The sequence below is a fragment of the Stenotrophomonas sp. SKA14 genome, from assembly GCF_000158575.1.
Classification (GTDB): Bacteria; Pseudomonadota; Gammaproteobacteria; order Xanthomonadales; family Xanthomonadaceae; genus Stenotrophomonas; species Stenotrophomonas forensis.
In genome coordinates this window covers 2,729,309-2,752,909 of record NZ_DS999412.1, presented here as the reverse complement: position 1 = coordinate 2,752,909, position 23,601 = coordinate 2,729,309, and the positions used below count along the sequence as shown (strand labels likewise).

At 68.0% G+C, this 23,601-nt stretch carries 22 protein-coding genes; 9 read left to right on the top strand and 13 right to left on the bottom strand.

Annotation, left to right across the window (positions count from 1 at the left end):
* Positions 1-66: 66 nt before the first annotated feature.
* From SSKA14_RS12465 to SSKA14_RS12455, 3 genes are read left to right on the top strand one after another with little or no spacing between them, the layout of a single operon-like run.
* A complete protein-coding gene (locus SSKA14_RS12465; RefSeq protein ID WP_008268342.1) occupies positions 67-1,263 on the top strand; it encodes a hypothetical protein in 1,197 nt (398 codons plus the stop codon).
* 13 nt (positions 1,264-1,276) lie between these two features.
* Entirely contained in the window at positions 1,277-2,764 is a 1,488-nt protein-coding gene (locus tag SSKA14_RS12460) for a DUF6384 family protein (RefSeq protein ID WP_008265931.1), read from the top strand.
* Between the two features lie 16 nt (positions 2,765-2,780).
* Positions 2,781-4,208: a hypothetical protein gene (locus tag SSKA14_RS12455; protein WP_008267298.1), complete on the top strand. Its 1,428-nt coding sequence runs from the start codon at positions 2,781-2,783 to the stop codon at positions 4,206-4,208.
* Here the strand turns inward: SSKA14_RS12455 and SSKA14_RS12450 are convergent.
* Together SSKA14_RS12450 and SSKA14_RS12445 are read right to left on the bottom strand one after the other, a co-directional pair.
* Positions 4,205-5,383: a low temperature requirement protein A gene (locus tag SSKA14_RS12450; RefSeq protein ID WP_008264812.1), complete on the bottom strand. Its 1,179-nt coding sequence runs from the start codon at positions 5,381-5,383 to the stop codon at positions 4,205-4,207. The genes SSKA14_RS12455 and SSKA14_RS12450 overlap by 4 nt on opposite strands.
* Positions 5,384-5,392: 9 nt before the next feature.
* Positions 5,393-5,659 carry a hypothetical protein gene (locus SSKA14_RS12445; protein WP_008265432.1) on the bottom strand — a complete coding sequence of 89 codons (267 nt, stop codon included), beginning with the start codon at positions 5,657-5,659 and terminating at the stop codon, positions 5,393-5,395.
* Positions 5,660-5,860: 201 nt separating this feature from the next.
* Between SSKA14_RS12445 and SSKA14_RS12440 the strand changes: the two genes are divergently transcribed.
* The 4 genes from SSKA14_RS12440 to blaL1 all read left to right on the top strand — a co-directional run bounded on the left by SSKA14_RS12440 (position 5,861) and on the right by blaL1 (position 10,699).
* A complete protein-coding gene (locus SSKA14_RS12440; protein ID WP_008265758.1) occupies positions 5,861-6,385 on the top strand; it encodes an RNA polymerase sigma factor in 525 nt (174 codons plus the stop codon).
* Positions 6,382-7,233 (top strand): FecR domain-containing protein, encoded by an 852-nt coding sequence (locus SSKA14_RS12435; RefSeq protein WP_008268114.1) that lies wholly within the window; start codon positions 6,382-6,384, stop codon positions 7,231-7,233. The genes SSKA14_RS12440 and SSKA14_RS12435 overlap by 4 nt, the downstream gene beginning before the upstream one ends.
* Positions 7,234-7,313: 80 nt before the next feature.
* Positions 7,314-9,731, top strand: coding sequence for a TonB-dependent receptor (locus SSKA14_RS12430; protein WP_008267963.1), 2,418 nt, complete (start codon positions 7,314-7,316; stop codon positions 9,729-9,731).
* Between the two features lie 95 nt (positions 9,732-9,826).
* Positions 9,827-10,699, top strand: coding sequence for a L1 family subclass B3 metallo-beta-lactamase (gene blaL1, locus SSKA14_RS12425; RefSeq protein WP_008267786.1), 873 nt, complete (start codon positions 9,827-9,829; stop codon positions 10,697-10,699).
* Between the two features lie 97 nt (positions 10,700-10,796).
* On the opposite strand, the gene SSKA14_RS12420 is transcribed toward blaL1, so the two are convergent.
* Together SSKA14_RS12420 and SSKA14_RS12415 are read right to left on the bottom strand one after the other, a co-directional pair.
* Complete coding sequence (locus SSKA14_RS12420; RefSeq protein WP_008266027.1) at positions 10,797-11,336, bottom strand: DUF411 domain-containing protein; 540 nt, start codon at positions 11,334-11,336, stop codon at positions 10,797-10,799.
* Positions 11,337-11,819: 483 nt separating this feature from the next.
* Positions 11,820-14,105, bottom strand: a complete 2,286-nt coding sequence (locus SSKA14_RS12415; RefSeq protein ID WP_008265301.1) for an FdhF/YdeP family oxidoreductase — start codon at positions 14,103-14,105, stop codon at positions 11,820-11,822.
* A gap of 245 nt (positions 14,106-14,350) precedes the next feature.
* Here SSKA14_RS12415 and fdhD point away from each other — a divergent pair, with 245 nt between their 5' ends.
* Positions 14,351-15,196 (top strand): formate dehydrogenase accessory sulfurtransferase FdhD, encoded by an 846-nt coding sequence (gene fdhD, locus SSKA14_RS12410; RefSeq protein WP_040007628.1) that lies wholly within the window; start codon positions 14,351-14,353, stop codon positions 15,194-15,196.
* Between the two features lie 102 nt (positions 15,197-15,298).
* On the opposite strand, the gene SSKA14_RS12405 is transcribed toward fdhD, so the two are convergent.
* The gene (locus SSKA14_RS12405) at positions 15,299-15,835 is read right to left on the bottom strand and encodes a peroxidase-related enzyme (protein ID WP_008264612.1); all 537 of its coding nucleotides are present in this window, start codon (positions 15,833-15,835) and stop codon (positions 15,299-15,301) included.
* 106 nt (positions 15,836-15,941) lie between these two features.
* On the opposite strand from SSKA14_RS12405, the gene SSKA14_RS12400 reads away from it, so the two are divergent.
* Positions 15,942-16,832, top strand: a complete 891-nt coding sequence (locus tag SSKA14_RS12400) for an AraC family transcriptional regulator (RefSeq protein ID WP_008266474.1) — start codon at positions 15,942-15,944, stop codon at positions 16,830-16,832.
* A 93-nt stretch (positions 16,833-16,925) separates the two neighbouring features.
* Here the strand turns inward: SSKA14_RS12400 and SSKA14_RS12395 are convergent, their stop codons facing one another.
* The 8 genes from SSKA14_RS12395 to SSKA14_RS12360 form a co-directional block, all read right to left on the bottom strand.
* On the bottom strand, positions 16,926-17,486 hold the full coding sequence (locus SSKA14_RS12395; protein WP_008267861.1) for a TetR family transcriptional regulator: 561 nt from the start codon (positions 17,484-17,486) through the stop codon (positions 16,926-16,928).
* 4 nt (positions 17,487-17,490) lie between these two features.
* Complete coding sequence (locus tag SSKA14_RS12390; RefSeq protein ID WP_008264570.1) at positions 17,491-19,023, bottom strand: MFS transporter; 1,533 nt, start codon at positions 19,021-19,023, stop codon at positions 17,491-17,493.
* Between the two features lie 151 nt (positions 19,024-19,174).
* Positions 19,175-19,921, bottom strand: coding sequence for a hypothetical protein (locus SSKA14_RS12385; RefSeq protein WP_040007626.1), 747 nt, complete (start codon positions 19,919-19,921; stop codon positions 19,175-19,177).
* Positions 19,921-20,547, bottom strand: coding sequence for a DUF3299 domain-containing protein (locus SSKA14_RS12380; RefSeq protein ID WP_008267578.1), 627 nt, complete (start codon positions 20,545-20,547; stop codon positions 19,921-19,923). Before SSKA14_RS12380 ends, SSKA14_RS12385 begins: the two co-directional genes overlap by 1 nt.
* Positions 20,537-21,097: a DUF3299 domain-containing protein gene (locus tag SSKA14_RS12375; RefSeq protein WP_040007624.1), complete on the bottom strand. Its 561-nt coding sequence runs from the start codon at positions 21,095-21,097 to the stop codon at positions 20,537-20,539. The genes SSKA14_RS12380 and SSKA14_RS12375 overlap by 11 nt, the downstream gene beginning before the upstream one ends.
* 2 nt (positions 21,098-21,099) lie before the next feature.
* Entirely contained in the window at positions 21,100-22,353 is a 1,254-nt protein-coding gene (locus SSKA14_RS12370) for an ABC transporter permease (RefSeq protein ID WP_040009614.1), read from the bottom strand.
* Positions 22,346-23,041, bottom strand: coding sequence for an ATP-binding cassette domain-containing protein (locus SSKA14_RS12365; RefSeq protein WP_008268299.1), 696 nt, complete (start codon positions 23,039-23,041; stop codon positions 22,346-22,348). Before SSKA14_RS12365 ends, SSKA14_RS12370 begins: the two co-directional genes overlap by 8 nt.
* Complete coding sequence (locus SSKA14_RS12360) at positions 23,038-23,571, bottom strand: DUF2796 domain-containing protein (protein ID WP_008264861.1); 534 nt, start codon at positions 23,569-23,571, stop codon at positions 23,038-23,040. Before SSKA14_RS12360 ends, SSKA14_RS12365 begins: the two co-directional genes overlap by 4 nt.
* Between the last annotated feature and the right edge of the window lie 30 nt (positions 23,572-23,601).

Genomic DNA, 23,601 nt, shown 5'->3' with positions numbered 1-23,601 from the left:
TTCGCAGCACCCTGCCCGTTCGGCGCGGCAGGTTCCTCATCGCTTGCCCTGACCGGAGCCGTCGAAATGCCCGAGAACACTCTCCTTGCCACGCCGGCCGCTACCGCGCCGATCAAGTACCTCGACCGCGCCATGGCCACGCTGCGCAGCCTGGGCCTGGCCGCCCCCCAGGACAACAACGCACCGGCCATCTCGCTGGTCTCGCAGCTGTCCACCCTCGACCAGGGCCGCGTGGTGGCCATTGCCCGCGTGCTGCAGCAGTCCGGCCATTTCAATGCCGTGATGCGTGATGAAATCAGCTCGGCCAAGGTGTCCGACCGCTACACCGAGATCGTCCGCGCCTTCGACAGCATCCGTGACGACGCCAGCACCATGGTCGAACAGGTGCGCGACGGCAGGATCGACATGGGCGAACGCCTGCAGAACCTGTGGATGAAGGTCACCCGCGGTGACATCCCGAGCCGGTTCGAGAAGATCCGCCGTACGTTCCTGGAGGTCAGCCGCGATTCGGCCGAGCAGCTGCAGCGCGAATCGCGCGTGCTGGAGATGTACGGCGACTTCCGCCTGTCGATCAAGGATGCCGAAATCCAGGCGCATGAGTTGTTGAAGCTGCAGGAGCAGGCGCTGGCCGATGCGCGCGAGGCGCTGAAGCAGGCACAGCAGCGCGTGGAATCGGCCGGCCCGGCCGCCGATGCCGCCGACACCGGCCGCCTGGTGATGGCCCGCGATGAAGCCCTGCGCAACAACCAGGCCGAGGAGTCACGCTACCAGCTGGCCAAGGACCTGGCCGAGAACCTGCAGGTGAACTACGCCACCTCCGAGGCGATCATGCTGCGCGTGCACCAGTCGCACGAGGTCAAGCGCCGCGTCAACGAGCGCTCGGTGGTGTTCTTCTCCACCAATGAAACCAGCTTCACCGCCTTGAACCTGGCCTTCACCACGCAGATGGGCCTGCACGAGTCCACGCAGGCGCTCAATGCGATGACCGAGGGCACCTCCAAGGGCCTGGAAGCGGTGGCCAACATCGGCGATGAAGTACTGCACGAGGGCCTGAAGGCCGGCTACGGCGCCACCATCGGCGTCGATTCGGTGCGCAAGCTGGTCGATGCGGTGGTGCGCTTCCAGGAGACGTCGCTGCAGGAAATCGAGCAGCTGCGCGGCCAGGCCACCCGCGACTCGGCGGAGATTGCCGAGTATGTCGAACAGGGCAAGCAGCGTTTCGCCGCGCTGCTGCAGGCACCGCCGAGCCCGGAGTCGCGCTGAGGTGAGTGCGACGATGGCCCCTGCCGAGCTGCAGGATGCGCTGCTGACCATGGATGTGGTCGACCAGCTGCGCTATCGCAATGCCGAAATGAAGGCGCTGGCCGACAGCGGCCATGACAAGGCGGCGCTGAAGCAGCGCCTGCTTGAGCTGTACCGCTCGCAGGGCATCGAGGTCTCCGACGAGATCCTCGAGGCTGGCATCCAGGCCCAGCGTGAGCAGCGCTACCTCCATGCCGCGCCGCGTGGCTGGAAGGCCTGGCTGGCGCGGCGTTGGATCGATCGGGTCCGCCTGTTGAAGTGGGCGCTGCTGGCAGTCTTCCTGCTGCTGGTGCTCGGCATGCTGCTGGTGATGGCGCGCAGCTTTGGTGCGTTCGTGCACGAGAGCAACGTGCAGAAGAACGTGCAGGTGCTGAACGACAAGGTGGCCGCGCAGCAACAGGAGGCTGCCGCAACGCGCGCCCTTCTGGCGGGGCAGGAACAGGCCCTGCAGGGGCTGCTGCTACGTGCCACGGCCAGCGGTGAGCGCCTGCAGCCGCTGACCGAAGGCGCACAGGCCGCGCTGGCCGAAACACAGCGGCGCTTTGCCGGCGTGCCCGCCGCCATGGCGGACCTGCCCACCCTGATCCGCAAGGACAAGCTCACGCGTATCAGCAGCGGCGGCAGCGCCACCGGCGAACAGGCCGCCGCCCAGGTGGAGCAGCAGCGGCAGGCTGCCGCAGCGCTGCTGGCGCGCGCCAGGGAAACCCTGCCCGCACTGACCGAGCGGGTGACCACCCTCGGCCAGGCCATCGATGCCAGCGAACTGCTGGACACCACCAATGCGGCCGCGAAAGCAGCACGCCTCACACCGGACGCCGAGAAGGTACGGGCACGCGCCTACACCGGCGGCGACGTCGCACTTCGCGCCGGAGACATGGCCGCAGCCGGCCAGGCGGTGACCACCCTGAAGGACCTGATCGGCAGTGCCGACACACTGGCCGCGCTCAACGAACGGCTGGCCCAGCTCAAGGCCGACGGCCTGGCCACGGGCGTTTCGGGCGAGGACCGCAAACGGCTGGAGCGTGCGCTCGACCAGGCCGCCCAGCGGGTCCGCGTTGAGACTCTGGCCGACGCCGGGCCGGCGATCGACGAAGTCGGCCAGCTGGTGGCGTTGCTGTCCAAGACCCTGGTCTACCGCATCGTCAACCGTGACGGTGAGCGTACCGGCGTCTGGCGCTACAGCGAAAAGGCCAATGGCAGCCGCAACTATTACCTGGTGACCGAAGCGCTGGACGAGGCCGGCAACGCCACCGAACTGCTGATCCGCAACGAGGAAACCGGCAAGGACGAATGGGCCTCGCTGTTCGCCGTGCGCGTGCCGGAGGCAACCTACAACCGGGTTGCCGCGGACAAGCAGGACAACGGCATCATCGAAGACGACCAGATCGGCAGCAAGCCGCGCGGCAGCCTGTCGCCGCGTTTCCGCATGCCCACCACCGGCGGCTACATCACCGAATGGTGATGGGTAAGGAACTGACATGAGAGATCTGAACGACGCGATTGCCGATGTCGAAACCGATATCGGCCAGGTGCAGGCACAACTGGCCACGCGCGGCGACCAGTGCCGGGAACTGATCAAGGAGCAGGAAGCGCTGCACGGCCGGGTCCGCGAAGACTTCAATGCACTGGCCCGCCTGCAGGCCGAGGCCGCTATTGATTCGCCGCCGATGGTGGCCAGGGACCTGCTGCAGCAGTCCAGCGCCGACCTGCAGCGCCGCGATCGCAAAGCGGCGGTGCTGGCCGACGAGCTGCAGGCGCTGCTGGACATCGAACAGTCGCTGCAGCAGCGCTCGCAGGAGGCCGTTGCCGCACGCGACGCCGCTGGCGGCCAGTGGCAGGCCCTGCAGAACCAGGTGGACACGACGCTGGAAGCGGAGCCCACCTACAGGGTGCTGCAGAACGACCTGCAGCTGGCCGAGGCGCGCGCCGACACGGTCGAACGCATGGCCGCCTCTGCGCAGTCGGAGCATGATGCCAAGGCCGGCGCCTACCAGGCCGACCCGATCTTCATGTACCTGCACCGTCGCAGCTTCGGCAGCGCGGCCTATCGCGGTTGGCCGCTGGTGCGCACGGTCGATGGCTGGCTGGCCGAGCTGTGCGGCTTCGACCGGGCGCGTCGCGAGTACGCCACCCTGGTCGAGCTTCCGCCCTATCTGCAGGAACATGCCGGACGGGCCCGTGCCGACGTCGAGGCGGCCCGCCAGCCGGTGCAGCAGGCCCGCGACGCCGCCCTCGCCGACGCCGGCGGCGACCCGCTGCGCCAGCAGCTGCAGACGGCACAGGGCGAGGTGGCGCAGGCGCTGTTGGCCGAGCAGCTGCATCGGCAGACCGTGGATGCCAAGCAGGCACAGATCGATGGTTTCCGCAGTTGGACCGATGCCGAAGGCGGCGCCCTGCTCACCGCGCTGGCGCGCACGCTGTCGGCCAAAAGCATGGACGACCTGTACCGGCGCGTCGCCGCCACCGCCTCCGGCGAGGACGATGCCGTGCTCGAACGCATCCATCGCAGTCGCCTGCGCCTGGGCGAGATCGATGGCATGGTGGGCGAGCACACCCGCGAAATGGCCGTACTGAAGAAGCGCCTGGACAGCCTGCAGGCTGCGCGCAGGAGCTACCAGGCCGCTGCGGATATCGAGCGCCAGGCGTACGAGGCACCGAGCTACCGGGCCGCCGCCCCGGCCACCGTCGCCGCGTCCTTCTTCAGCACAACCAGCAGCCGAAGCACCACCCGCTCCTCTGGCAGTCTGTTCGACCTGCTTGCGGGCGGATCCAGCAGTTCAAGCTCTCGTTCCAGTTTCAGCTCCAGCTCGAGTTCGAGTTCAAGCTCCAGTTCCAGCGGCAGCAGTTTCCGCAGCGGCGGCGGCATCAGCGGTGGCGGTGGCTTCAAGACCGGCGGCGGGTTCTAGCCCTCCACCTGCCGGGTGCGCCGCTTCAGCCGCGTGTCCAGCAGTCCCACGCCCAGCAGCACCAGGCTGGTCAGCCATCCGGCGGCCAGCAGGTGCATCCATGGCAACGCCAGGCCCAGCACCAGCAGCGCGGCGGCGCCCAGCAGATGCGAGCGCGGCGCATGCCCATAGACCACGCGCTTGTACAGGGCACTGCCCAGCAGATAGATCAGCGGGCCCGCCACCATCACGATGGCGTACACCGTGCTGACGGCCGCCGCCGGGTGGTCCATGACCAGATCGTTGCCCACTGCGGTGGCGATGATGCCGGCGATCAGCAGCGCGTGCACGTAATGAAAGTTGGCGCCCATCCGCCCTGGGTCTTCGGCATGGGTGATGGCCTCGGTGGCATCGCGGCTGGAGATGCCGAAGTACAGCCACCACATGGCAATCGTGCCGGCGAACGTGGCCAGCACGGCCGAGACCACTTCGCCGCTCCAGTGCTCGACTTCACTGAGCACGCCGCCGGTGGCCAGAAGGGTTTCGCCCAACGCCACGATGACGAACAGCTGGCAGCGCTCGGCCAGATGCCCGCCCTCGATGGTCCAGTCACGGGTGTGCGAACGGCCCATGCCCGGGAACGCGAAACCGAACATCGGCGAGATGTACTCGCAGGCCACCGCCACCACCCACAATGCCAGGCGAAGAGAGCCATCGGCCGCGGCACCGGCCAGCCAGAAGCACGCCGAAACGCTGACCCAGGCCAGCATGCGGCGGAAGTTGGGCGCCAGCGGATGGTTGCGACCGACCTCGAACAGGACGAATGCCGTGCGCCCCACCTGCATCGTGGCGTAGGCCCCGGCGAACATCCAGGCCCGGTCGGCAAACGCCTCGGGAATGGACGAAGACATCAGCAGCGCCAGCAGCATGGTGGCAAACAGCAGGCCACGGATGCGCGGCGCCTGCGGGTCGAACCAATTGCTGACCCAGCAGGCGTACTGCCAGCCCAGCCAGACCGCGAACCAGAGCACCAGGGTCTGCAGCACGCCGGCCAGATCAAGGTGATGCAGCAGGTGGTGGCTGAGCTGGGTGACCGCAAACACGTAGACCAGGTCGAAGAACAGTTCTTCGTAGGTCACGCGGGCATGGTGGCCATCGCGATGGCGCAGCGCGGGCAGGCGCAGTCGGGTGCTCATGGCGGGCCTTCAGCGCGCCAGGCGCCAGTACAGCAGGCCCGCCAGCAGTGCCGGCACGGCGAACACCAGCAGCAGGATCGGCAGTTCTTCTCGCACCGCGTAGCCGGCCTTGCTGACCCCTATCCACATGTTGGCCACCGAGACCAGCAGCCAGGTGGCGATGAACGCGATCAGCGCGGCAGGCAGCTGCGAGCTGCCCACGCTCCAGAGCCGGCCGAACAGAAGGAACACGCCCAGCAGCAGGACGCCAGCGGTGATCACCAGAAGCACATGCATGCAACGATCTCCTTGAACCTGCAGGCAGGCTAGCCCGGGCCGATTCTGCGCTCCAGACGATGATCGTGGTTTCACCTTCCAGCCCCTGCGAACAATCGACGCCCCGGGGACATGGCAAACGCGAACAGTTCCCATTAGTATTGCGTCATCGTGCAGGGATGCCCTCCCCGCAGCCGCCCTTCGCCCCTGTTGCCAGTCCGGATGTCCCAGCTGCCCTCGCCTCACCCACCTGCGCTGCCGCTGGTGTCTTCGCTGGTGCGCCACTACGAGGAACTGGTGGACTACCTGCGCCGCCGCTTCCGCTCGCCCGGGCTGGCCCGCGAGGTGGTGCACGACGTCTGCGTGCGGCTGCTGGAGCGCCCGCCGCTGCACGATGCACGGCAGCCGATCGCGCTGCTGCGCCGGATCGCGCATGACGCAGCGGTTGATCGCTGCCGCGCCGAGGATCTGCGCCGGCACTGGGTGGAAGCACGCGCCGAGCTGCCGGACGATGCCTGCCCGCGACCCGGGCCCGAGCAGCAGGCCCAGGGCCAGCAGGCGCTGCAGCAATTGAGCGCGACCATCGAGCGCATGCCGTGCCGGCGCCAGCAGGTCTTCATCCTGCACAAGATCCACGCACTGCCCCAGGCCGAGGTCGCGCTGCGGATGGGTATCGGCCTGAAGGCGGTGGAGCGCCATCTGCGCCTGGCCATGGCCGACTGCCACCAGCAGGCCGGGCAGCGATGAGACGCACATCCGGGCCACCCACGCGGCCGCAGCCGTCGCAGGCTCCCACCACCGATGAACTGCTCGACCAGCATCGCGATGCGCTGAAGGAACGGTTTCCGCTGCCAGACCCGAAAACGCTGCAGCGTCGTCGCGGCGGCCGTGCCGCCAAGGTCGTGCTGCCCGCACTGGCGCTGATGGCCGGCGCGCTGTTGCTGGTCGATCCGGCCTGGCAGGTGCAGGACCATCGCACGGCGGCAGGCGAACGCCGCGCACTCGATCTGGCCGACGGCAGCCACCTGCTGCTCGATGCCGGCACCCACCTGCAGGTGCGTCGCCACCTGCGTTCACGGCAAGTGGTGTTGATCCAGGGGCGCGCCCGGTTCCAGGTGCAGCATTCCGCATGGCGACGCTTCGAGGTCGATGCCGGACCGGTACGTGTGCGCAACTACGGCACGGTGTTCGATGTGGATCGACAGGGCGATCTGAGCGAAGTGACCCTGTGGCGCGGCGAGGTGGGGGTGAGCGCCGAGGGCAGCAATGCCGAGCAGCGCCTGAAACCCGGCCAGCGCCTGCTGGCGCAGCCGGGGTCGATCTCTCCGCCGGAAGCGATCGAAACCGACCCGACCGACTGGACCACCGGGCGGCTGCAGTTCGATCGGCTGCCGCTGGTGGAGGTGCTGCGGATCCTGCAGCGCTATCACGACCGTCCAATTGTGCTCGATGACCCCACGCTGGGCCCGCTGCAGGTATCCGGCGTGTTCGACGCCGATCGCGCCGACACCGCCGTGGCGCTGCTGCCGGAGATCCTGCCGGTACAGGTGCACACCGCCGCCGATGGCAGCCTGCACCTGCGCAGGCGCGATTGATCGCGATTGATCACCTCTGCAAGGGTGGGTTGCGCGCCATCCCATCCGGCAGGTGCTTGAACCCCTCCGAAGGACCCCGCATGACCCGCCCTGTTTCGCCCGCCGCACTGCGTCGGCTGGCGCCCTCCCTGCTCGCCGCGTGCCTCTGCGCTGCCCTGCCCACTGCCGCGCAGGCCGCCGCGCCTGCACCGATGGAGCTGCATCTGCCCGCCGGCCCGCTGCAGGCCTCGCTCAACACACTGGCGCGGCAGAGTGGCATCCAGCTGCTGTTCGCCGCCGACAGCGTGAGCGGCCGCACGGCCCCTGCACTGGACGGCCGCTACACCCCGCGCGACGCCCTGCAGCGCCTGCTGGCGGGACAGGGCCTGGCCCTGCAGGAACGTTCGCCGGGGGTCTTCGTGGTCAGCGCCGCGGCAGCGCCAGCAAAGGCCAACGCCCCGGCGCGGGCGGCCGCAGGTGCCGCACCGACCTCGCTGGCGCGCGTCACGGTATCGGCCTCGACCGCGCGCATGCCGCAGGGCGAGACCGCCATGCCCAACACCATCACCGTGCTGACCCGCGAAGACATCGCGCAGCAGCTGGCGCTGGGTTCGGACGTCTCGCGCGTGCTGTCCTCGCAGATTCCGGCCTTCGCGCCGGCACGCGAGAAGATGTCCAACTACGGCGAAACGATGCGCGGCCGCGGCATCCTGTACATGGTCGATGGCGTACCGCAGTCGACGCCGCTGCGCGATGGCTCGCGTGACTCGCATACCATCGACCCGGCGATGATCGAACGCATCGAGGTCATCCATGGTGCCAACGCGCTGCAGGGCATTGGTGGCACCGGCGGCATCGTCAACATCATCACCCGCAGCGCGCCCAGCGAGCCCGGTGCGTTCCTGCTCGACACCAACATCAGCTACAGCAGCGCCCTGCCCAGCCGTCGGGATGACAGCGGCCAGCGCGGTTCTGCGCTGGTCGGCGTGCGCGGTGAGCAGTTCGACCTGGTCGCCGGCCTGGCCCATGAGAAGCAGGGCCTGTTCCATGATGGCGAGGGCCGTTCGATCGGCACCAATGCCCAGGGCGAGCTGATGGATTCGACCTCGTCGAATGTGTTCGCCAAGCTGGGCTGGAACATTACCGAGGGCCATCGCCTGCAGCTGATGGCCAACCGCTACGAACTGCGCGGGCTGGACAACTACCTGGCGGTCAACGGTGATTACCGCACCGGTCGGCCGACGATTTCGGTGCGCGGTGACACGCCGCTGGAGCCGCCGATGAACCGCTCGCGCTCGCTGACCCTGGATTACAGCGCTGCCGACCTGCTCGGTGGCCGCTTCCAGGCGCAGGCATTCGCGGTCGATTTCGAAGGCCGCTACGGCGCCAGCCAGTGGGACCCGTGGGGCAACACTGGCGCCAACGCTGCGTGGGACCAGACCCAGAACGAATCGGACAAGCGCGGCTTCAAGCTGACCCAGAGCTGGACCCGCATCGCCGACACCACGCTGGACGTGACCCTGGGCCTGGACGGCCTGCGTGACCGCACCCACCAGGTGCTGCTGGCCAGCGGCATGAACTGGGTGCCGCAGACCACCTACCAGAGCCTGTCGCCACTGCTGCAGCTGCATTGGTGGCCGACCGACCACCTGATGCTGTCCGGCGGCCTGCGCTACGAAAAGGGCGAGCTGGAAGTAGGCGACTACACCACCCTGCCCCGCTATGGCGCGCGCAGGGTAGCCGGCGGCAAGCCGACCATGAGCGAGACCCTGCCCAACTTCGGCGCGGTCTGGTACATCAATGATCGCCTCAATGCGTACGCCTCCTACTCAGAGGGTTACACGGTGGCCGACGTCGGCCGCGTACTGCGCGCGATCAACCGCGACGGCCAGCGCGTGGACAGCCTGATCGATCTGTCCCCGGTCGTGTCGGACAACCGCGAAATCGGGCTGGAGTACGACGATGGCCGCTTCAGCGGCGACGTCGCCTACTACACCTCCGAATCCAAGCTCGGCTCGGTGCTGGTCTACGACCCGGGCATCGACGCCTACGCGGTGCAGCGCCAGGCCACCCGCGTGGAAGGCTTCGAGACCAACCTGCGGCTGCGCCTGGGCGACAGCCGCCTCGGCCTGGGCTACGCACGCGCCAACGGCCGCTACGATGCCAACCTCGATGGGCGCCTCGACAGCGATCTGGCCGGCGTCAACATCGCGCCGAACCGGCTGACCGCGTTCTGGGAGCAGAACTGGACGCCGCAGCTGAGCACGCGCCTGCAGGCCAGCCGCGCATTCGACCGCGACTTCGACCTGCAGGGCGCGCGGGTAGCCGAGTTCAAGGGCTACACCACCGTGGATCTGGTCGCGCACTATGCGCTGGACAAGCACAGCTTCACGCTGGGCGTGCAGAACCTGGCCAACAGGCAGTACATCAGCTACTACTCGCAGACCACACCGTCGAACCCGAGCTACTTCTCCGGCCGTGGGCGCGTGCTGACGCTGGGCTGGCAGTACCGGTACTGATCCATGGCGCCCTTATGGGAGCCATGAAATCTATGCGGAACGCGATGAAGGAGGCCCGTGCTAGTTTCTGGGCCTCCTTCAAGCGGAGCTGGACCATGCGCTCTTCCCTGCTCGCCCTCACCCTGGCCGCCGTACTGCCGGTCGCCCATGCCCGCGCGGCCGACGCGCCGCTGCCACAGCTGCGGGCATACACCGTGGACGCGTCCTGGCTGCAGCCGATGGCACCGCTGCAGATTGCCGACCACACCTGGCAGATTGGTACCGAGAATCTGACCGCGCTGCTGGTACAGACCAGCGAAGGTGCGGTGCTGCTGGACGGCGGCATGCCACAGATGGCCGGCCACCTGCTGGACAACCTGAAGGCACGCGGCGTGGCAGCGCAGGACCTGCGGCTGATCCTGCTCAGCCATGCACATGCCGACCACGCCGGGCCGGTGGCGGAACTGAAGCGCCGTACCGGAGCGCGCGTGGTGGCCAACGCAGAATCAGCGGTCCTGCTGGCACGCGGCGGCAGTGATGACCTGCACTTCGGTGATGACATCACTTTTGCGCCGGCCAGCACCGACCGCATCGTCATGGATGGCGAGGTGGTCACCGTGGGCGGCATCGCGTTCACTGCGCACTTCATGCCCGGGCACACCCCGGGCAGCACGGCCTGGACCTGGACCGACACGCGCGAGGGCAAGCCGGTGCGCATTGCCTATGCCGACAGCTTGAGCGCGCCGGGCTACCAGCTGCGTGGCAACGCCCGCTATCCGCGCCTGATCGAGGACTACACGCGCAGCTTCGCCACCGTGCGCGGGCTGCCCTGCGACCTGCTGCTGACGCCACACCCGGGCGCCAGCCACTGGGACTATGCCGCCGGCAGCAAGGCAGGTGCCAAGGCACTGACCTGCAAGGCCTACGCGGATGACGCCGAGGCGAAGTTCGACGCGCAGCTGGCCAATGAAACGGTCCGGGCCCGTTGATTCCGTAGAGTCGAGCTTGCTCGACTGAAGCGAAGAACAGTCGAGCACAGCTCGACTCTACAAAGAGCAAGCCGAGCGTGGGCTCGGCTCTACAAGGTCAGCCATCCTGCCCATGCTCGGCGAACGCCTCGATGCTGCCATCGGTGCGCACCAGCTCGACGGTAAACGGCTGCACGTAGCCATCCGGCATTTCCATGCCCGGCGAACCGGCCGGCATGCCCGGCAGCACCAGACCGCGCGCCGCCGGGCGCTCGGCCAGCAGGCGCTTGATGTCCTCGGCGGGCACGTGGCCCTCGACCACGTAGCCGCCGATCTCGGCGGTGTGGCAGGACCCCTTGCCGGCCGGCACACCCAGCCGGACCTTGATCGGGTTCATGTCATCGGTATCGCGCACCTCCACCTGGAAGCCTTCGGCCTTCAGATGGTCGACCCAGATGCCGCAGCATCCGCAGCTGGCGGTCTTGTGCACGACAGCGATCGGCAGTGCGGGATCGATCGTGGCCGGGCCGGCCTTGATGGGCGCCGCCGGGGCCTGCCCTGCAGACGACGCAGCGCTGGCGTCTTCAGCAGCACGTGCGCAGGCGGCAGTGGCAAGCACAGTGCCCAGCAGCAGGCCGAGCGAGAGAGAATGGTTCATGGGTTGATTCCTTTGCAGATGCGGGCAGTGCAGCCCGCTACCCGCGCATCAATGGCGCAGGCAGGGCCGTAAGTAGTAAGTAGAATGAGCAGCCATGGCAGGTGCTTGCGCGCCTGCAGGATTCAACCGATGGGTGGCCGCAACGGGTCCGGCAAAGGCGGCGGCGCGCGTTGCCGTTCGCTGTCGGGCGGAGGCACCTCGCGCAAGGGCGACGCGGGCGCTCCATTCACCGTGGCCAGCATGCCCAGGCTGGCCGATGGGCATTCACATTCTTCGCTCGCACAGCGCGTTGATGCCGCTTCGTCGCAGCATTCGTCCATGGCAGTGGAATGCGGGGCGACGCAGTGCCCTGCTGTGGGCACTGCTGCATCCGGCAACGACGCAAGCGCCAGCGCCGGTGCATTCAGCACCAGGGCAACAAGCAGCATCCATCGCAACAGCAGGCCAGGCAGGTTCACGCCGCGATGATAGCCGATGCGCGCATTACGCCGTCGCCGCCGCCATCGCGCGCACCCGTACCGGAATCGACTTGGCCGCCGGGGTGCCGCTGATCCGGTCGTAGTAGTCCAGCGGCAACAGCGGATTCAGTTCGGGGTAGTAGCCGGCCAGCGCGCCGCGCGGCATCGGGTAGTCCAGCACGGTCAGGCCGTCGATACGCCGGTTCACGCCGTCGCGGCTGATCGTCTCAAGGCTGACCTGCGCCTCCTTCTCCAGCCCGCGCGCCAGCCGGTCCTCGATGTTCATGAACAGCACCATGCGGTCGTTGTACACGCCACGGTAGCGGTCGTTGTAGCTGTAGATGGTGGTGTTGTACTGGTCATGCGAGCGCACCGTGGCCAGCCGCAGCATCTCCGGGTCATCCACTGGCTCGTCCACGTCCAGGCCGGGCATCACCAGGATGTTGGCCTTGCCATTGGGCGTGGGCCACACCCGGCGGCGCGGCGGAATATCCAGATGGAAGCCGTGCGGCTGCTGGATGCGCTGGTTGAAGCCGGTGTAGATCTCCGGGTACACCGCCGCGATCAGCTCACGGATCGGGGCGTAGTCGTGCATGCACGCGGCCCAATCGACCTTGCTGCCAGGCAGCGTTGCCATCGCCATGCGGCAGACGATCTCGACCTCCGGCAGTACCGCGGTGCTGACCGGCTCCAGCACGCCGCGCGACGCGGTCACGTTCGACATCGCGTCCTCGATGGTGACGAACTGCTCGCCGGCTGGTGTCACGATACGTTCCGAACGTGCCACCACCGGCAGGATCAACGCATCACGGCCATACACGAGATGCCCGCGATTGAGTTTGGTGGCAATGCCGACGGTGAGCTCCAGGCCGCGCATCGCCTCGTAGGCACGCGGCGTATCGGGCACGGCATGGATGAAATTGCCGCCCAGGCCGATGAACACCTTGGCACTGCCGTCCAGCATCGCTTCGATCGACTCGACCACATGGTGCCCGTGCTCCCGTGGCGGATCGAAGCCGAACACCTGCTGCACGCGGTCCAGGTAGGCCGGCTTGGGCTTCTCGTCAATGCCGACGGTGCGGTCACCCTGCACGTTGGAGTGGCCACGGATCGGCCCGATGCCGGCACCGGGCTTGCCGAAGTTGCCGCGCAGCATCAGCAGGTTGGCCACCTGCTGCAGCAGGCGCGAGCCGTACTGGTGCTGGGTCAGGCCCATGCCGTAACAGATCACGGTGGCGTTGGAGCGGATGTAGATCTCCGCACAGCGGCGGATCTGCGCTTCGGAGATGCCGGAGACGCGAACGAGATCGCCCCAGTCCTGGGCCATCACATCGTCGCGCAGCGCATCCAGGCCCACGGTGTGTTCGGCCAGGAAGTCGTGGTCGAGCACATGCTCGCCCTGCGCCTCGCGTTCGAACATCACCCTCATCATGCCCTTGATCAGCGCCAGGTCGCCGCCGATGCGGATGTGCACGAACTCACTGGAGATCTCGGTGGAACCCAGCGTGGCCATCTGCACCACGTCCTGCGGCTCGGCGAAGCGGATCAGCGCGCGCTCGGGCATCGGGTTCACCGCCACGATCGGAATGCCACGTTTGCGCGCTTCAACCAGATTGCTCATCATCCGCGGCGAATTGGTGCCGGTGTTCTGGCCGATCACGAAGATCGCCTCGGCGTGCTCGAAATCCTGCAGCACGATGGTGCCCTTGCCCACGCCGATGGCCGGTGGCAGCCCACGGCTGGTCGGCTCGTGGCACATGTTCGAACAGTCGGGGAAGTTGTTGGTGCCGAACTCGCGCACGAAGATCGAGTACAGGAACGCCGCTTCATTGGGCGTGCGGCCGGAGGTGTAGAACTCGGCCTGGTGCGGGCTGTCCAGCGCCTGCAGGTGGCGGCCGATCAACGCGAAGGCATCCTCCCAGCTGCACGGCACGTAGTGATCGGTGGCCGCGTCATAGCGCATCGGCTCGGTCAACCGGCCCTGCATCTCCAGCCAGTAGTCGGTCTGCGCCATCAGCTCGGTGACGGTGTGCTGCGCGAACAGCTCACGTCCCGCGCGAAACTGGGTGGCTTCCCAGGCCAGTGCCTTGGCCCCGTTCTCGCAGAATTCCAGCTTCCTGCGCTCGTCGGCATCGGGAAACGCACAGCTCGGGCACTTGAAGCCGCCCGGCTGGTTCATCGCCAGCAGCGCCTTCGAGCCCTTGCCGATCACGCTCTGCTGCAGCAGCACCTTGGCGGTGGCGCCGGCGGCACCCCAGCCACCGGCCGGCTGGTTGTAGGGCTTGTAGCGCGGTGGCTTCTGCTCGGACATGTTCGGGAACCTGGCGGGAGGAACGCAACAACAGAACGGCGCGAAATGCGGGCGTGCTGCCATTCGGCCGCTCGCCAAGCCCTACAGTCAAGCATGGTCCACGCGACGGCGCCAGAGGCTGGAACCGATTGCAGCACAGCGTGTCATGACAACGGTTACCACCGCGTCAGCGCTCGGCCACTGCGCTATTCTCGATGCCGTGGGTGGTCCACCACCTGCGTTTCTCCCTTGCCCGGATGCGCTGCATGCCTGACTCGACCCCGCCGCACACCCCGCCTGCCGGCACGGCCCAGCGCCCGATGCAGCGCTGGCGCAGCGAGGGGCAACAGCAGCAGGTCGACGTGGTGGCCGAGGAAGTGCCGGTCGCGCTGCGCTACAACGGCGCCGCCTTCGCGGTGATGATGGCTACCCCCTGCGACCTGGAAGATTTCGCGCTGGGCTTCTCGCTCAGCGAAGGATTGATCACTGCGCCGTCGCAGCTGTTGACCATCGATGTACGGCCCCAGCTGGAGGGCATCGAGCTGCAGATGACCGTGACCGAGGACGCACCCGGCGCCGATCTGGACCCGGCCAACGGACGCCTGCTGCCAGGCCGTGGCGGCTGTGGCCTGTGTGGCACCCGCCAGCTGGAGGACGTACTGCGTCCGCTGCCGCAGATCCGCGGACGCCGCACCTATCCGCATGCCGCGCTGCAACGGGCATTGGCCACTCTGTCGCAGCACCAGCCGATGAACGAAGTCAGTGGTTCCACCCATGCTGCGGCCTGGGCCGACGCCAGCGGGCGGATCGGTTGGGTGCGCGAGGATGTCGGCCGGCACAATGCGCTGGACAAGCTGATCGGCGCGCTGCACCACAACGAACACGTGATCGACGGCGGCCTGCTGGTGATCTCCAGCCGCGCCAGCTACGAGATGGTCAGCAAGGCGGTGCGTGCCGGCGCCAGCGTACTGGCCGCGGTCTCGGCGCCGACCGCACTGGCGATCGACCTGGCCCGCAGCGCCGGGCTGTGCCTGGTCGGGTTCGCGCGCGAGAACGGGTTCAATGTGTACACCCATCCGGAGCGGCTGCAGGCCGACGAACCAGCTCGGTAGAGTCGACCGCTGGTCGACTAACGCGCGCAGCGCGGGCTTTTCGCCAACTGAACGAAACGCAGTCGACCAGCGGTCGACCCTACCGAAGGGCCGGACGTAACGTCAGCGCAGCGCCACCTTCGGGAAGTCCACCGGCACGTCGAACGCTACGTTGACGTAGTTGGTGAACAGGTTGAGTGCCACATGGGCGAGGATTTCAACGATCAGCTCATCGTCGAAACCCGCCGCGCGCAGCGCCTGCACATCGGCATCGGTGATCTGCGCGCGCTGCTCGACCACCTTCAGCGCGAAGTCCAGTGCGGCGGCCGTGGCCGGATCGCTGGACTGGCCGATCTGCGCGGCGGCCATCTGTTCGCCACTGGCGCCGGCCTTGCGACCCAGCGCGGTGTGTGCGGCCAGGCAGTACTCGCAGGCATTGCGGTTGGCGATGGCCACGGCGATCTGCTCGCCCAGCAACGGTGACAGGCGGCCAGCGCCCAGCGCACCGAACGCCCCCCACATGCTCTGCAGCGCGGCCGGAGAATTGGCCACGGCACGGAACATCGCCGGGGTGGCACCGAAGGCGGCATGCACCTGGCCCAGCAGGGCCTGGCGGTCGGCGGTGGTGGCGGATGCATCGATCAGGGGGACACGGGACATGGTGGATCTCCTTGGGAAGGCGCCCGGGATTGGACGACCCGGCCATCCTAGGTAGACTCCATGGACACATCAGGCCATATCGGCCGCTTGTATTGTCCATTCGTCCATGAGCGCCTCTCCAAACCCCGCAGGCACCTCCGCGCCTGACCGCCTGTCCTCGCTGCTTGAACGTTTCCGCGTGCAGGCCGCGCTGTTCCACAGCGGCCCGCTGTGTGGGCGGCACGTGTTCGAGCCGCAGCCCGGGCGCGCGTTCCTGCACATCCTTCGCCAGGGCGAGATGGAGGTCCGTCATCCCGATGGCGATAGCGCGCTGCCACGCCTGAAGATCGACAGCCCCAGCCTGCTGCTGTACCCGCAGCCGCTGCACCACGTGTTCCACAACGCACCGCTGGAGGGCCCTGATTTCACCTGCGACACGCTGGATTTCGATGGTGGTGCACGCAATCCGATCGTGCAGTCACTGCCGCCGGTGATGGTGGTGCCGCTGGCGGCGATCGGCGAACTGGACGACACCCTGCACCTCTTGTTCGCGGAGGCCGATCGCCAGCGCTGCGGTTCACGGCTGCTGACCAACCGCCTGTTCGAGGTGGCGTTGATCCAGATCCTGCGCTGGGTGGTCGACCACCCGGATGCAGCGGGTGTCAGCCATGGGCTGATGCGCGGACTGTCCGACGCGCGGCTGGCGCGTACGCTGGTCGCGATGCACCAGGCGCCACAGCACGAATGGACGCTGCCGAGCATGGCGGCCACCGCCGGCATGTCGCGCAGCGCCTTCGCAGCGGTGTTCAAGGAGGTGATGCAGGCAACGCCCGCGAGCTACCTGCTGGACTGGCGGCTGAGCCTGGCCTGCGCGCAGTTGCGGGCAGGCGTGGCGGTCAAGCAGGTGGCCATCGAGGTGGGATTTGCCGATACCGCGTCGTTGTCGAAGGCCTTCCGCAAGCGGCTGGGGGCGTCGCCACGGGCGTGGTTGGCGGCGACCGCAGCACAGGTCGGGTAAATGGCTGAGGGGTAGAGTCGACCGCTGGTCGACTATCGCGCGGAGCGCGGGATTTCGTTGCCTGACCAGAAGGCAGTCGAGCATGGCTCGACTCTACAAGTGCGGCGTCCCGTCGTTCCTGGCCAGCAACCCGGCGATGCGTTCGGCCACCTGGGCACGCACGCTTTCATCCAGCTGCCCTTCGTACATCGCTTCGTAGATCCACAGGCCATCGGCCGCCAGCCGCGCCACGAAATTGTCCAGCGCGGCCGGGTCGGCCAGCCCCGGTGAAGGCGGCAACGGCGCCCAGCGTCGTACCGCCGGGCCCCACGGGCGTTCATCGGCATCCGGGTCGGCCGATTCGAGCATGAACATCAGCTCGGCACGGGTCGCGCTCTGCGCCGACACCCGCACGAAGGTCTGATAGCGCTCCAGCGCCGTCGCTTCTCCGGCGCTCTTGCCCAGCAGCGCTTCCATCGATGCTTCCCAGGCCTGCACCAGGTGCTCGTCAATGCCGCGCAGCAGCGCCTCGCGCGAGGGGAAGTGGTACAGCAGGCCGCCGCGGGTCAGCTGGGCCTCGGCCGCCACCGACTCGAAGGTCACCGCACGCACGCCGTCACGATTGATCACGTTGACGGCGGCGTCGAGGATGCGGTCGCGCTTGCTGGTTCTCATCGCATCATTTTACGCGATCAGCCGCGCCCTCGCGGCTGCCGACGCGGCCGCGCAGCAGGCGCGCGATGATCGTCGCACCGACCGCCAGCATCACCGTGATCACCAGCAGCACGATCTGATAGCCGCGGTCGTACGCCGCCGTGGCCAGCGTGAACCACTCGCCCTGCCCGCTCTCGCGTGCCACATGCAGGGCCTGGGTGAAGCCCTCGCGTGCCAGCGCTGGCATGTCGGCCGAGGCCGGCAGGAAGGTGCTGTACATCGCCGCGCTCAGGCTGCCCAGCATCGCCACCGCCAGCAGGCCACCGAATTCGTAGGAGACTTCCTCCACCGACGAGGCCATGCCCGCGCGGTGCGCCGGTACGTTGTTGAGGATGGCGGTGGACGCCACCGAGATGGCCGAACCCATGCCGAAGCCGGTGATGGCCATGCCGGCCACCACCCAGCCCAGGCCGTGCGGGAAGCCGAACGCGACCACGGCCACACCCACTGCGCCTGCGGCCAGGCCACCGCAGATCAGCGGACGCAGGCCGACCCGGTGCAGGATGCTGCCGCCCAGCAGCGCACTGGGCAGGCTGCCCAGCGCCGCCACCGACACCAGCAGGCCCGCCTGCAACGGGGTGAAGCCTGCCACCAGCTGGAAGCGCTGGGTGGTGACCAGCTGCAGGCCGGCCATCGCGAACAGGGTGAACACCGCCGACAGCGTGCCGGCCAGGAACGCCGGATTGCGGAAGATCGCGAAGTCCAGCAGCGGGTACGGCAGCTGCTGTTGGCGCCGCGCGAACGCCGCACCGCTGATAAGCGCCAGCAGCAGCGCGCCGACGCCCAGCGCGTACGACGGCGGCGTGGCGATCAGCGACTTGATCGCCAGCACCAACCCGGACAGCGCAGCCAGTGCCAGCACCGAGGACACCAGGTCCCATGGACGCGAAGTATCACGCTGGCCTTCCGGCGCCAGCAGCAGCGTGGCCATGAAGGCGACCATCACCACCGGCACATTGATCAGGAACACCGAGCCCCACCAGAAATGCTGCAGCAGCCAGCCACCGATGATCGGGCCGAGCGCGGCGCCGACGATCGCGACCGAGCCCCAGATCGCGATGGCGATGTTGCGCTCGCGCTCTTCGTGGAAGCTCAGCCCGATCAGCGCCAGCGTGGCCGGCATCATCGCCGCCGCACCGACCGCCAGGAACGCACGCGCAGCAATCAGCTGCGCGGCACTATCCGCGAATGCCGCAGCCAGCGAGGCAACGCCGAACACCACCAGGCCGATCAGGAACATGCGGCGGTGGCCGATGCGGTCGCCGAGCGTGCCGGCGCCGAGCAGCAGGCCGGCCATCACCAGCGGATAGGCATTGATGATCCACAGCGCCTGGCCGGCACTGGCCGACAGTTCTTCGGTCAGGGTGGGCAGCGCGGTGTAGAGCACGGAGTTGTCCAGCGTGACCAGCAGCAGGCCGGCGGCCACGGTGAACAACAGCGCCCAGCGACGGGCGCGCGACAGGGCCGGAGCACCGGCCAAGGGCTGGGACAGAGCCATGGGGGAGACCTGATGGGGTGAAGTACCCCATAACTATACCGGATATCCTGTATAGTTATGATCTTCAGAATTGACCGGTTCAGCTTCTGTAGTGGCGCGCCTGCGCGCCCGGACGCCCAGCTAGGCATGGCCTGGTTCTACGGGTGAACACTCACCGGCAGTCTTCCGGCAATGCGGCAATCGCGGACACCACGGCCGCCTGCATGCCCTGCCCCACGGCCATGTCCAGCTCGCCGCCGATGCCGCCGTGCTGGCGGCGCAGTTCGTCCTCGCACAGGCTGCGCACCCGCCCGCGTGCGTTGGCGCGCAGGCTGCTGCAGCGCCAATCGGTGCCGCCCAGCGGCAGCACCGAATACACCACGCTGTTGCAGGCATTGCCCGCACGCTGCTGCAACGACTGGCCAGCGAAGTCACGCGGTTCACTGCTGCGCTGCGGATCGAAGTAACTGTCGGGGAAGGTGCGTGCGTACTGTTCGATGTCCACGTCCATGCTGCGGCCCGCCGCCAGCGGCATCTGCAACGGTTGACCACAGCGCAGGGCATCGGCGCGATGCTGGATGTACTGGTAGATCGGCCGGTCGAGCGTGGGATCCTGCTGGGTCACCGTGCTGACCGCCGCCAGCACCGGCAACGACGCACGATTGGCCATGCGCGCAAGCAGCCCCGCCTGCGCCGGCTGGCAGCGGTCACGCAGCGTGGCCGCCAACAGGAACAGCACGTCGTTGCGAAAGGTCGGCTCTTCGATCATGCGCTGTTCGATGCGCTGGCGCGCATCCGCCGCGGGCGCCGGGAACGCGATCACCGGTGGCTCGGAGACCGCGGCGCGCCGATGCCACCACACGGCCAACACCACGCCGCACACCAGCACGCCGGCAACGATGATCCAGCGTGTGCGCATCAATTGTGGATCGCCGTCAGCGTTGCCGCTGCGGCGTCGTAGGACGCGCTGGCGATATCCGCATCGAAGCGCTTCACCTGCAGGCGTCCCGCAAGCCGGTACGGGTCCCACAGGTCGCCCAGCGCGATCGGCGTGGCCAGGGTCACATGGATGATCTGGTTCGGCGGTGGTGGCGGCACATGGATGCAGGCGCCGTAGAACGGCACGAACAGCAGTTCATCGACCAGGCCGGCGTCGTTGGTGCCCAGCGGCACCACGTAGCCGTCCAGATCCACGGCACGGCCATCGGCGGCATCGACCACCTGCGACGAGCCGAACTGCCTGGCGCGGTCGGGGCTGGAATGGTCGATCTCCTGCCCCGGCGGCGTGCCGGAACCGGTGTCGTCGATCAAACCGCCCACGCCGTCCATGCCATTGCGTGACAGGCCGATCTGCGGCGGCGGCCGCTGATAGGTCACTTCATCGGGCCGCAGCGCGTCCCAGCGGTTGATGGGGGCATCGGCCACCGTTGGCTGCGCGGAAGGCGCGGTCTGCGCGGTGCTGACAGGTGCGGTGGTCGAACCCGGCTGCGTACAGCCACCCAGACACAGGCAGCCCACCAGCACTGCAACGTGCTCAAGGTTCATAGGGCCTCAGGTGCGCATCGCGCATGGTGTAGGCAGAGCCGGCCAGGTCGTCGTCCAGCCGCTCCGCGCGCAGGGTGCCGGCCAGGAAGAACGGCGAATACATGTCCGGCATTTCGATCGGGCGTGGCAGCACCACGTGCACGATCTGGTTGGGCGGTGGCGGCGGCACATGGATGCAGGCGCCGTAGTACGGCACGAACAGGAACTCGGTCAGGCGCCCGTCCTGTGCGTTGGCCAGCGGCACCACGTAGCCCGGCAGGCGCACCGGCCGTTCCAGCACCGCGTCCACGGTGCGGAAGGTGCCGAACTGCGGCATGCGCCGGTTGCCGTTGTGCTGGACCTCGGGGCCCTCGCCCCGCTCCAGCGCGGCCAGCTCATCGCCGGGCATCATCTGCAGCCAGTCCAGCTCCTGTTCTACGGCCGTGCCCGCCGTCACGGCGCCACCGCGATCCATCACCGGCGACGGCGGCAGCGCCTGTACGCCGGTATCCACCGGCCGCTCGCAGGCAGTCAGGAACAGCAGCATCGGCAACATCCACAAGCAGCGCATGCTCAGCCTCCCGGCGACAGGCCATCGGCCAGCGTGCGCCGATAGGCCAGCAGCGCCGGTACCAGCCCGGCCGCCGCGCTGATCACCAATACGCCTGCGGCCCACGCCAGCTCGCGAGCGTCCGGCCAGACATGGGTGATCGACAGCCCGAAGCTGGCCAGCGCCCACGCGCGGCCCGCCAGGCTGGCCACGGCCAGCACCGCCAGCGCGAGCACACAGGCGACCGCGCTGGTCGCCACCGCTTCAACCACCAGCAGGGCGGCGATGTAACCCGGCCGCGCACCGATCGCACGCAGCACGGCCATCTCACGCCGCCGTTCCTGCAGGGTCGAAACCAGCAGCGCCACCAGCGACACCATGCCCAGCAGCACCACCATCGCGCTGATCAGCTGCAGGGCACGTTCGGCCGTGCCCAGCGACTGCCACAACTGCTGCAGGGTCACGCCCGGCAGGATCGCCAGCATGGCCTCGTCCGGGTACTCGTTGATCCTGCGCTGCACCGCGAAGGTGGCAATGCGCGAGTTCAGGCCGAGCATGAACGCCGTGATGCTGGTCGGGGTCAGATCCAGGTGACGTGCCTGCTCGGCGCTGACGCGCTGGCTGCGCAGCTGCACACCCGAGCGCCAGTCCACATGGATCGCCTCGATGGCCGGCAGCGAGACCAGTACCGATGAATCCACCGGCGTACCGGTACGTTGCAGGATGCCGGCGACGCGGAACGGCTTGTCGGCATGGGTGGCCAGGGTGACCGCGCCGGTGCCATGCGCCAGCACGATCTCGTCGCCAACACCGACCCGTTGCGCAGCGGCCACTTCGGCTCCGATCACCGCATCGTACAGATCGTCGAACGGCCGCCCCTGCGCGAACGCCAGCGCGTGACCGGCGCCGTAACGATAGTGATCGAAGTAGCCACCACTGGTGCCGATCACCCGATAGCCACGCCAGGAGTCACCCAGTGCCAGCGGCACCGCCCACTTCACCTGCGGCAGCGCCGACAGCTCCTGGTAGGACTGCCAGGACACATTGTTGGTCGGGTCACCGATATGGAATACCGAATACAGCAGCAGGTTCACCGGCCCCGAACGCGCACCGACGATCAGGTCGGTACCCGACACCGTGCTGGCGAAACCCTCGTGCGCCTGCATGCGCACGCGTTCAACGCCCAGCAACAGCACCACGCTGAGGGTGATCACCAGTACGGTGAGGCCAACACTCAACGCGCGGCTGCGCAGGCTGGCCCAGGCAAGCTCAAGCATGGGCGCCACCTGCACGGTTGATCTCCGCCAGGGCAATGGTGCGGTCGAACAGCGGCTGCAGGCCATCGTCATGGCTGACCACCACCACCGTGGTGCCGGCCGCTTGGCATTGCGCGGACATCAACTGCAGGAAGGCCGTGGCGGCCTCCCGGTCCAGCGCCGAGGTCGGCTCATCGGCCAGCAGCACCGCCGGCCGGCCGATCAGCGCACGTGCGGCCGCCACACGCTGCTGCTGGCCGACACTCAGGGTGCCCGCGCGCCGCTGCATCAGCGCCGGGTCCAGTTGCAGGGCGCCCAGCAGGCGCGCGATCTCGGCGTCCAGCGGCCCGCTGATGCGCTCGCTGCGCAGGCGCGAGAAGCGCAGGCCCAACGCAACGTTGTCGCGCACGCTGAGGAACGGCAGCAGGTTGAACTGCTGGAAGATCACGCCCAGGTGGTCGGCGCGGAAGCGGTCGCGCCGGGCGCCACGCATGGCCTGCAACGCCTGCCCGGCCACCTCGACGCGGCCCTTGCCGGGCAGCAGCACCCCGGCCAACAGACCCAGCAGCGTACTCTTGCCGCCACCACTGATCCCGCGCAGCAGCACGCTGCTGCCCTGCTCGATCCACAGCTGCGGAATGTCCAGCACCAGGCGCAGGCCATAGCCGAACTGCACTTCATCCAGCCTGATCACCGCAGCGCTGCTCACGGTGCCAGTACCACGCGCAGCTGGGTGGCGGTCAGTACGCTGCGACCCTGGCCACGATCGGTTGCGGTGTTGACGATGACCTCGTGCAGGCCGGGGAATACCACCGGCAGCCGCATTACCAGGGCGCGCAACGCCGCTGGATTGGCACAGCGGTACTGCAGGTTGGCGTTGAACCCGGCGTGGCGGTGTTGCCCGGCTGCCGGTGCCGCGGCGGTTGCATCGAAGCCCTCGGCACTGGCATCGCTGCGGGCCAGCCGGCAATGCGCCGCCGTCGGCAGCGTTACCCAGCTGCCGCTCTTCAGCACAGCGGTGGCGCGTGCCAGCGATGCCCGTTCAGCGGCGTTGGCCGGCGGACGTTCGAAATCGAGGATGCCGATACCCGGCGCCTGCAGGGCCAGTTCCAGCACGCCCTGGTCGAGCGCCAGATCAACAGTGGCCTGGCCGTGCACGTGCGCGCCGAGCTGTCGGACGTCATGGGCCTGCGCGGCGCTGGCGGCCAGCAGCAGGAAAAAAGCAGCGGGAAGCTTCATGGGGGAGACTCCAATTGTTACTATGTAACA

Coding starts and splice junctions, on each gene's coding strand:
- SSKA14_RS12420 (WP_008266027.1), bottom strand. CDS start 11,336: ATGAACCATTCTCTCTCGCTCGGCCTGCTGCTGGGCACTGTGCTTGCC.
- SSKA14_RS12435 (WP_008268114.1), top strand. CDS start 6,382: ATGAGACGCACATCCGGGCCACCCACGCGGCCGCAGCCGTCGCAGGCT.
- SSKA14_RS12390 (WP_008264570.1), bottom strand. CDS start 19,023: ATGGCTCTGTCCCAGCCCTTGGCCGGTGCTCCGGCCCTGTCGCGCGCC.
- SSKA14_RS12465 (WP_008268342.1), top strand. CDS start 67: ATGCCCGAGAACACTCTCCTTGCCACGCCGGCCGCTACCGCGCCGATC.
- SSKA14_RS12375 (WP_040007624.1), bottom strand. CDS start 21,097: ATGCGCTGCTTGTGGATGTTGCCGATGCTGCTGTTCCTGACTGCCTGC.
- SSKA14_RS12415 (WP_008265301.1), bottom strand. CDS start 14,105: ATGTCCGAGCAGAAGCCACCGCGCTACAAGCCCTACAACCAGCCGGCC.
- SSKA14_RS12450 (WP_008264812.1), bottom strand. CDS start 5,383: ATGAGCACCCGACTGCGCCTGCCCGCGCTGCGCCATCGCGATGGCCAC.
- SSKA14_RS12360 (WP_008264861.1), bottom strand. CDS start 23,571: ATGAAGCTTCCCGCTGCTTTTTTCCTGCTGCTGGCCGCCAGCGCCGCG.
- fdhD (WP_040007628.1), top strand. CDS start 14,351: ATGCCTGACTCGACCCCGCCGCACACCCCGCCTGCCGGCACGGCCCAG.
- SSKA14_RS12405 (WP_008264612.1), bottom strand. CDS start 15,835: ATGTCCCGTGTCCCCCTGATCGATGCATCCGCCACCACCGCCGACCGC.
- SSKA14_RS12440 (WP_008265758.1), top strand. CDS start 5,861: ATGTCCCAGCTGCCCTCGCCTCACCCACCTGCGCTGCCGCTGGTGTCT.
- SSKA14_RS12395 (WP_008267861.1), bottom strand. CDS start 17,486: ATGAGAACCAGCAAGCGCGACCGCATCCTCGACGCCGCCGTCAACGTG.
- blaL1 (WP_008267786.1), top strand. CDS start 9,827: ATGCGCTCTTCCCTGCTCGCCCTCACCCTGGCCGCCGTACTGCCGGTC.
- SSKA14_RS12385 (WP_040007626.1), bottom strand. CDS start 19,921: ATGCGCACACGCTGGATCATCGTTGCCGGCGTGCTGGTGTGCGGCGTG.
- SSKA14_RS12430 (WP_008267963.1), top strand. CDS start 7,314: ATGACCCGCCCTGTTTCGCCCGCCGCACTGCGTCGGCTGGCGCCCTCC.
- SSKA14_RS12380 (WP_008267578.1), bottom strand. CDS start 20,547: ATGAACCTTGAGCACGTTGCAGTGCTGGTGGGCTGCCTGTGTCTGGGT.
- SSKA14_RS12460 (WP_008265931.1), top strand. CDS start 1,277: ATGGCCCCTGCCGAGCTGCAGGATGCGCTGCTGACCATGGATGTGGTC.
- SSKA14_RS12370 (WP_040009614.1), bottom strand. CDS start 22,353: ATGCTTGAGCTTGCCTGGGCCAGCCTGCGCAGCCGCGCGTTGAGTGTT.
- SSKA14_RS12455 (WP_008267298.1), top strand. CDS start 2,781: ATGAGAGATCTGAACGACGCGATTGCCGATGTCGAAACCGATATCGGC.
- SSKA14_RS12400 (WP_008266474.1), top strand. CDS start 15,942: ATGAGCGCCTCTCCAAACCCCGCAGGCACCTCCGCGCCTGACCGCCTG.
- SSKA14_RS12445 (WP_008265432.1), bottom strand. CDS start 5,659: ATGCATGTGCTTCTGGTGATCACCGCTGGCGTCCTGCTGCTGGGCGTG.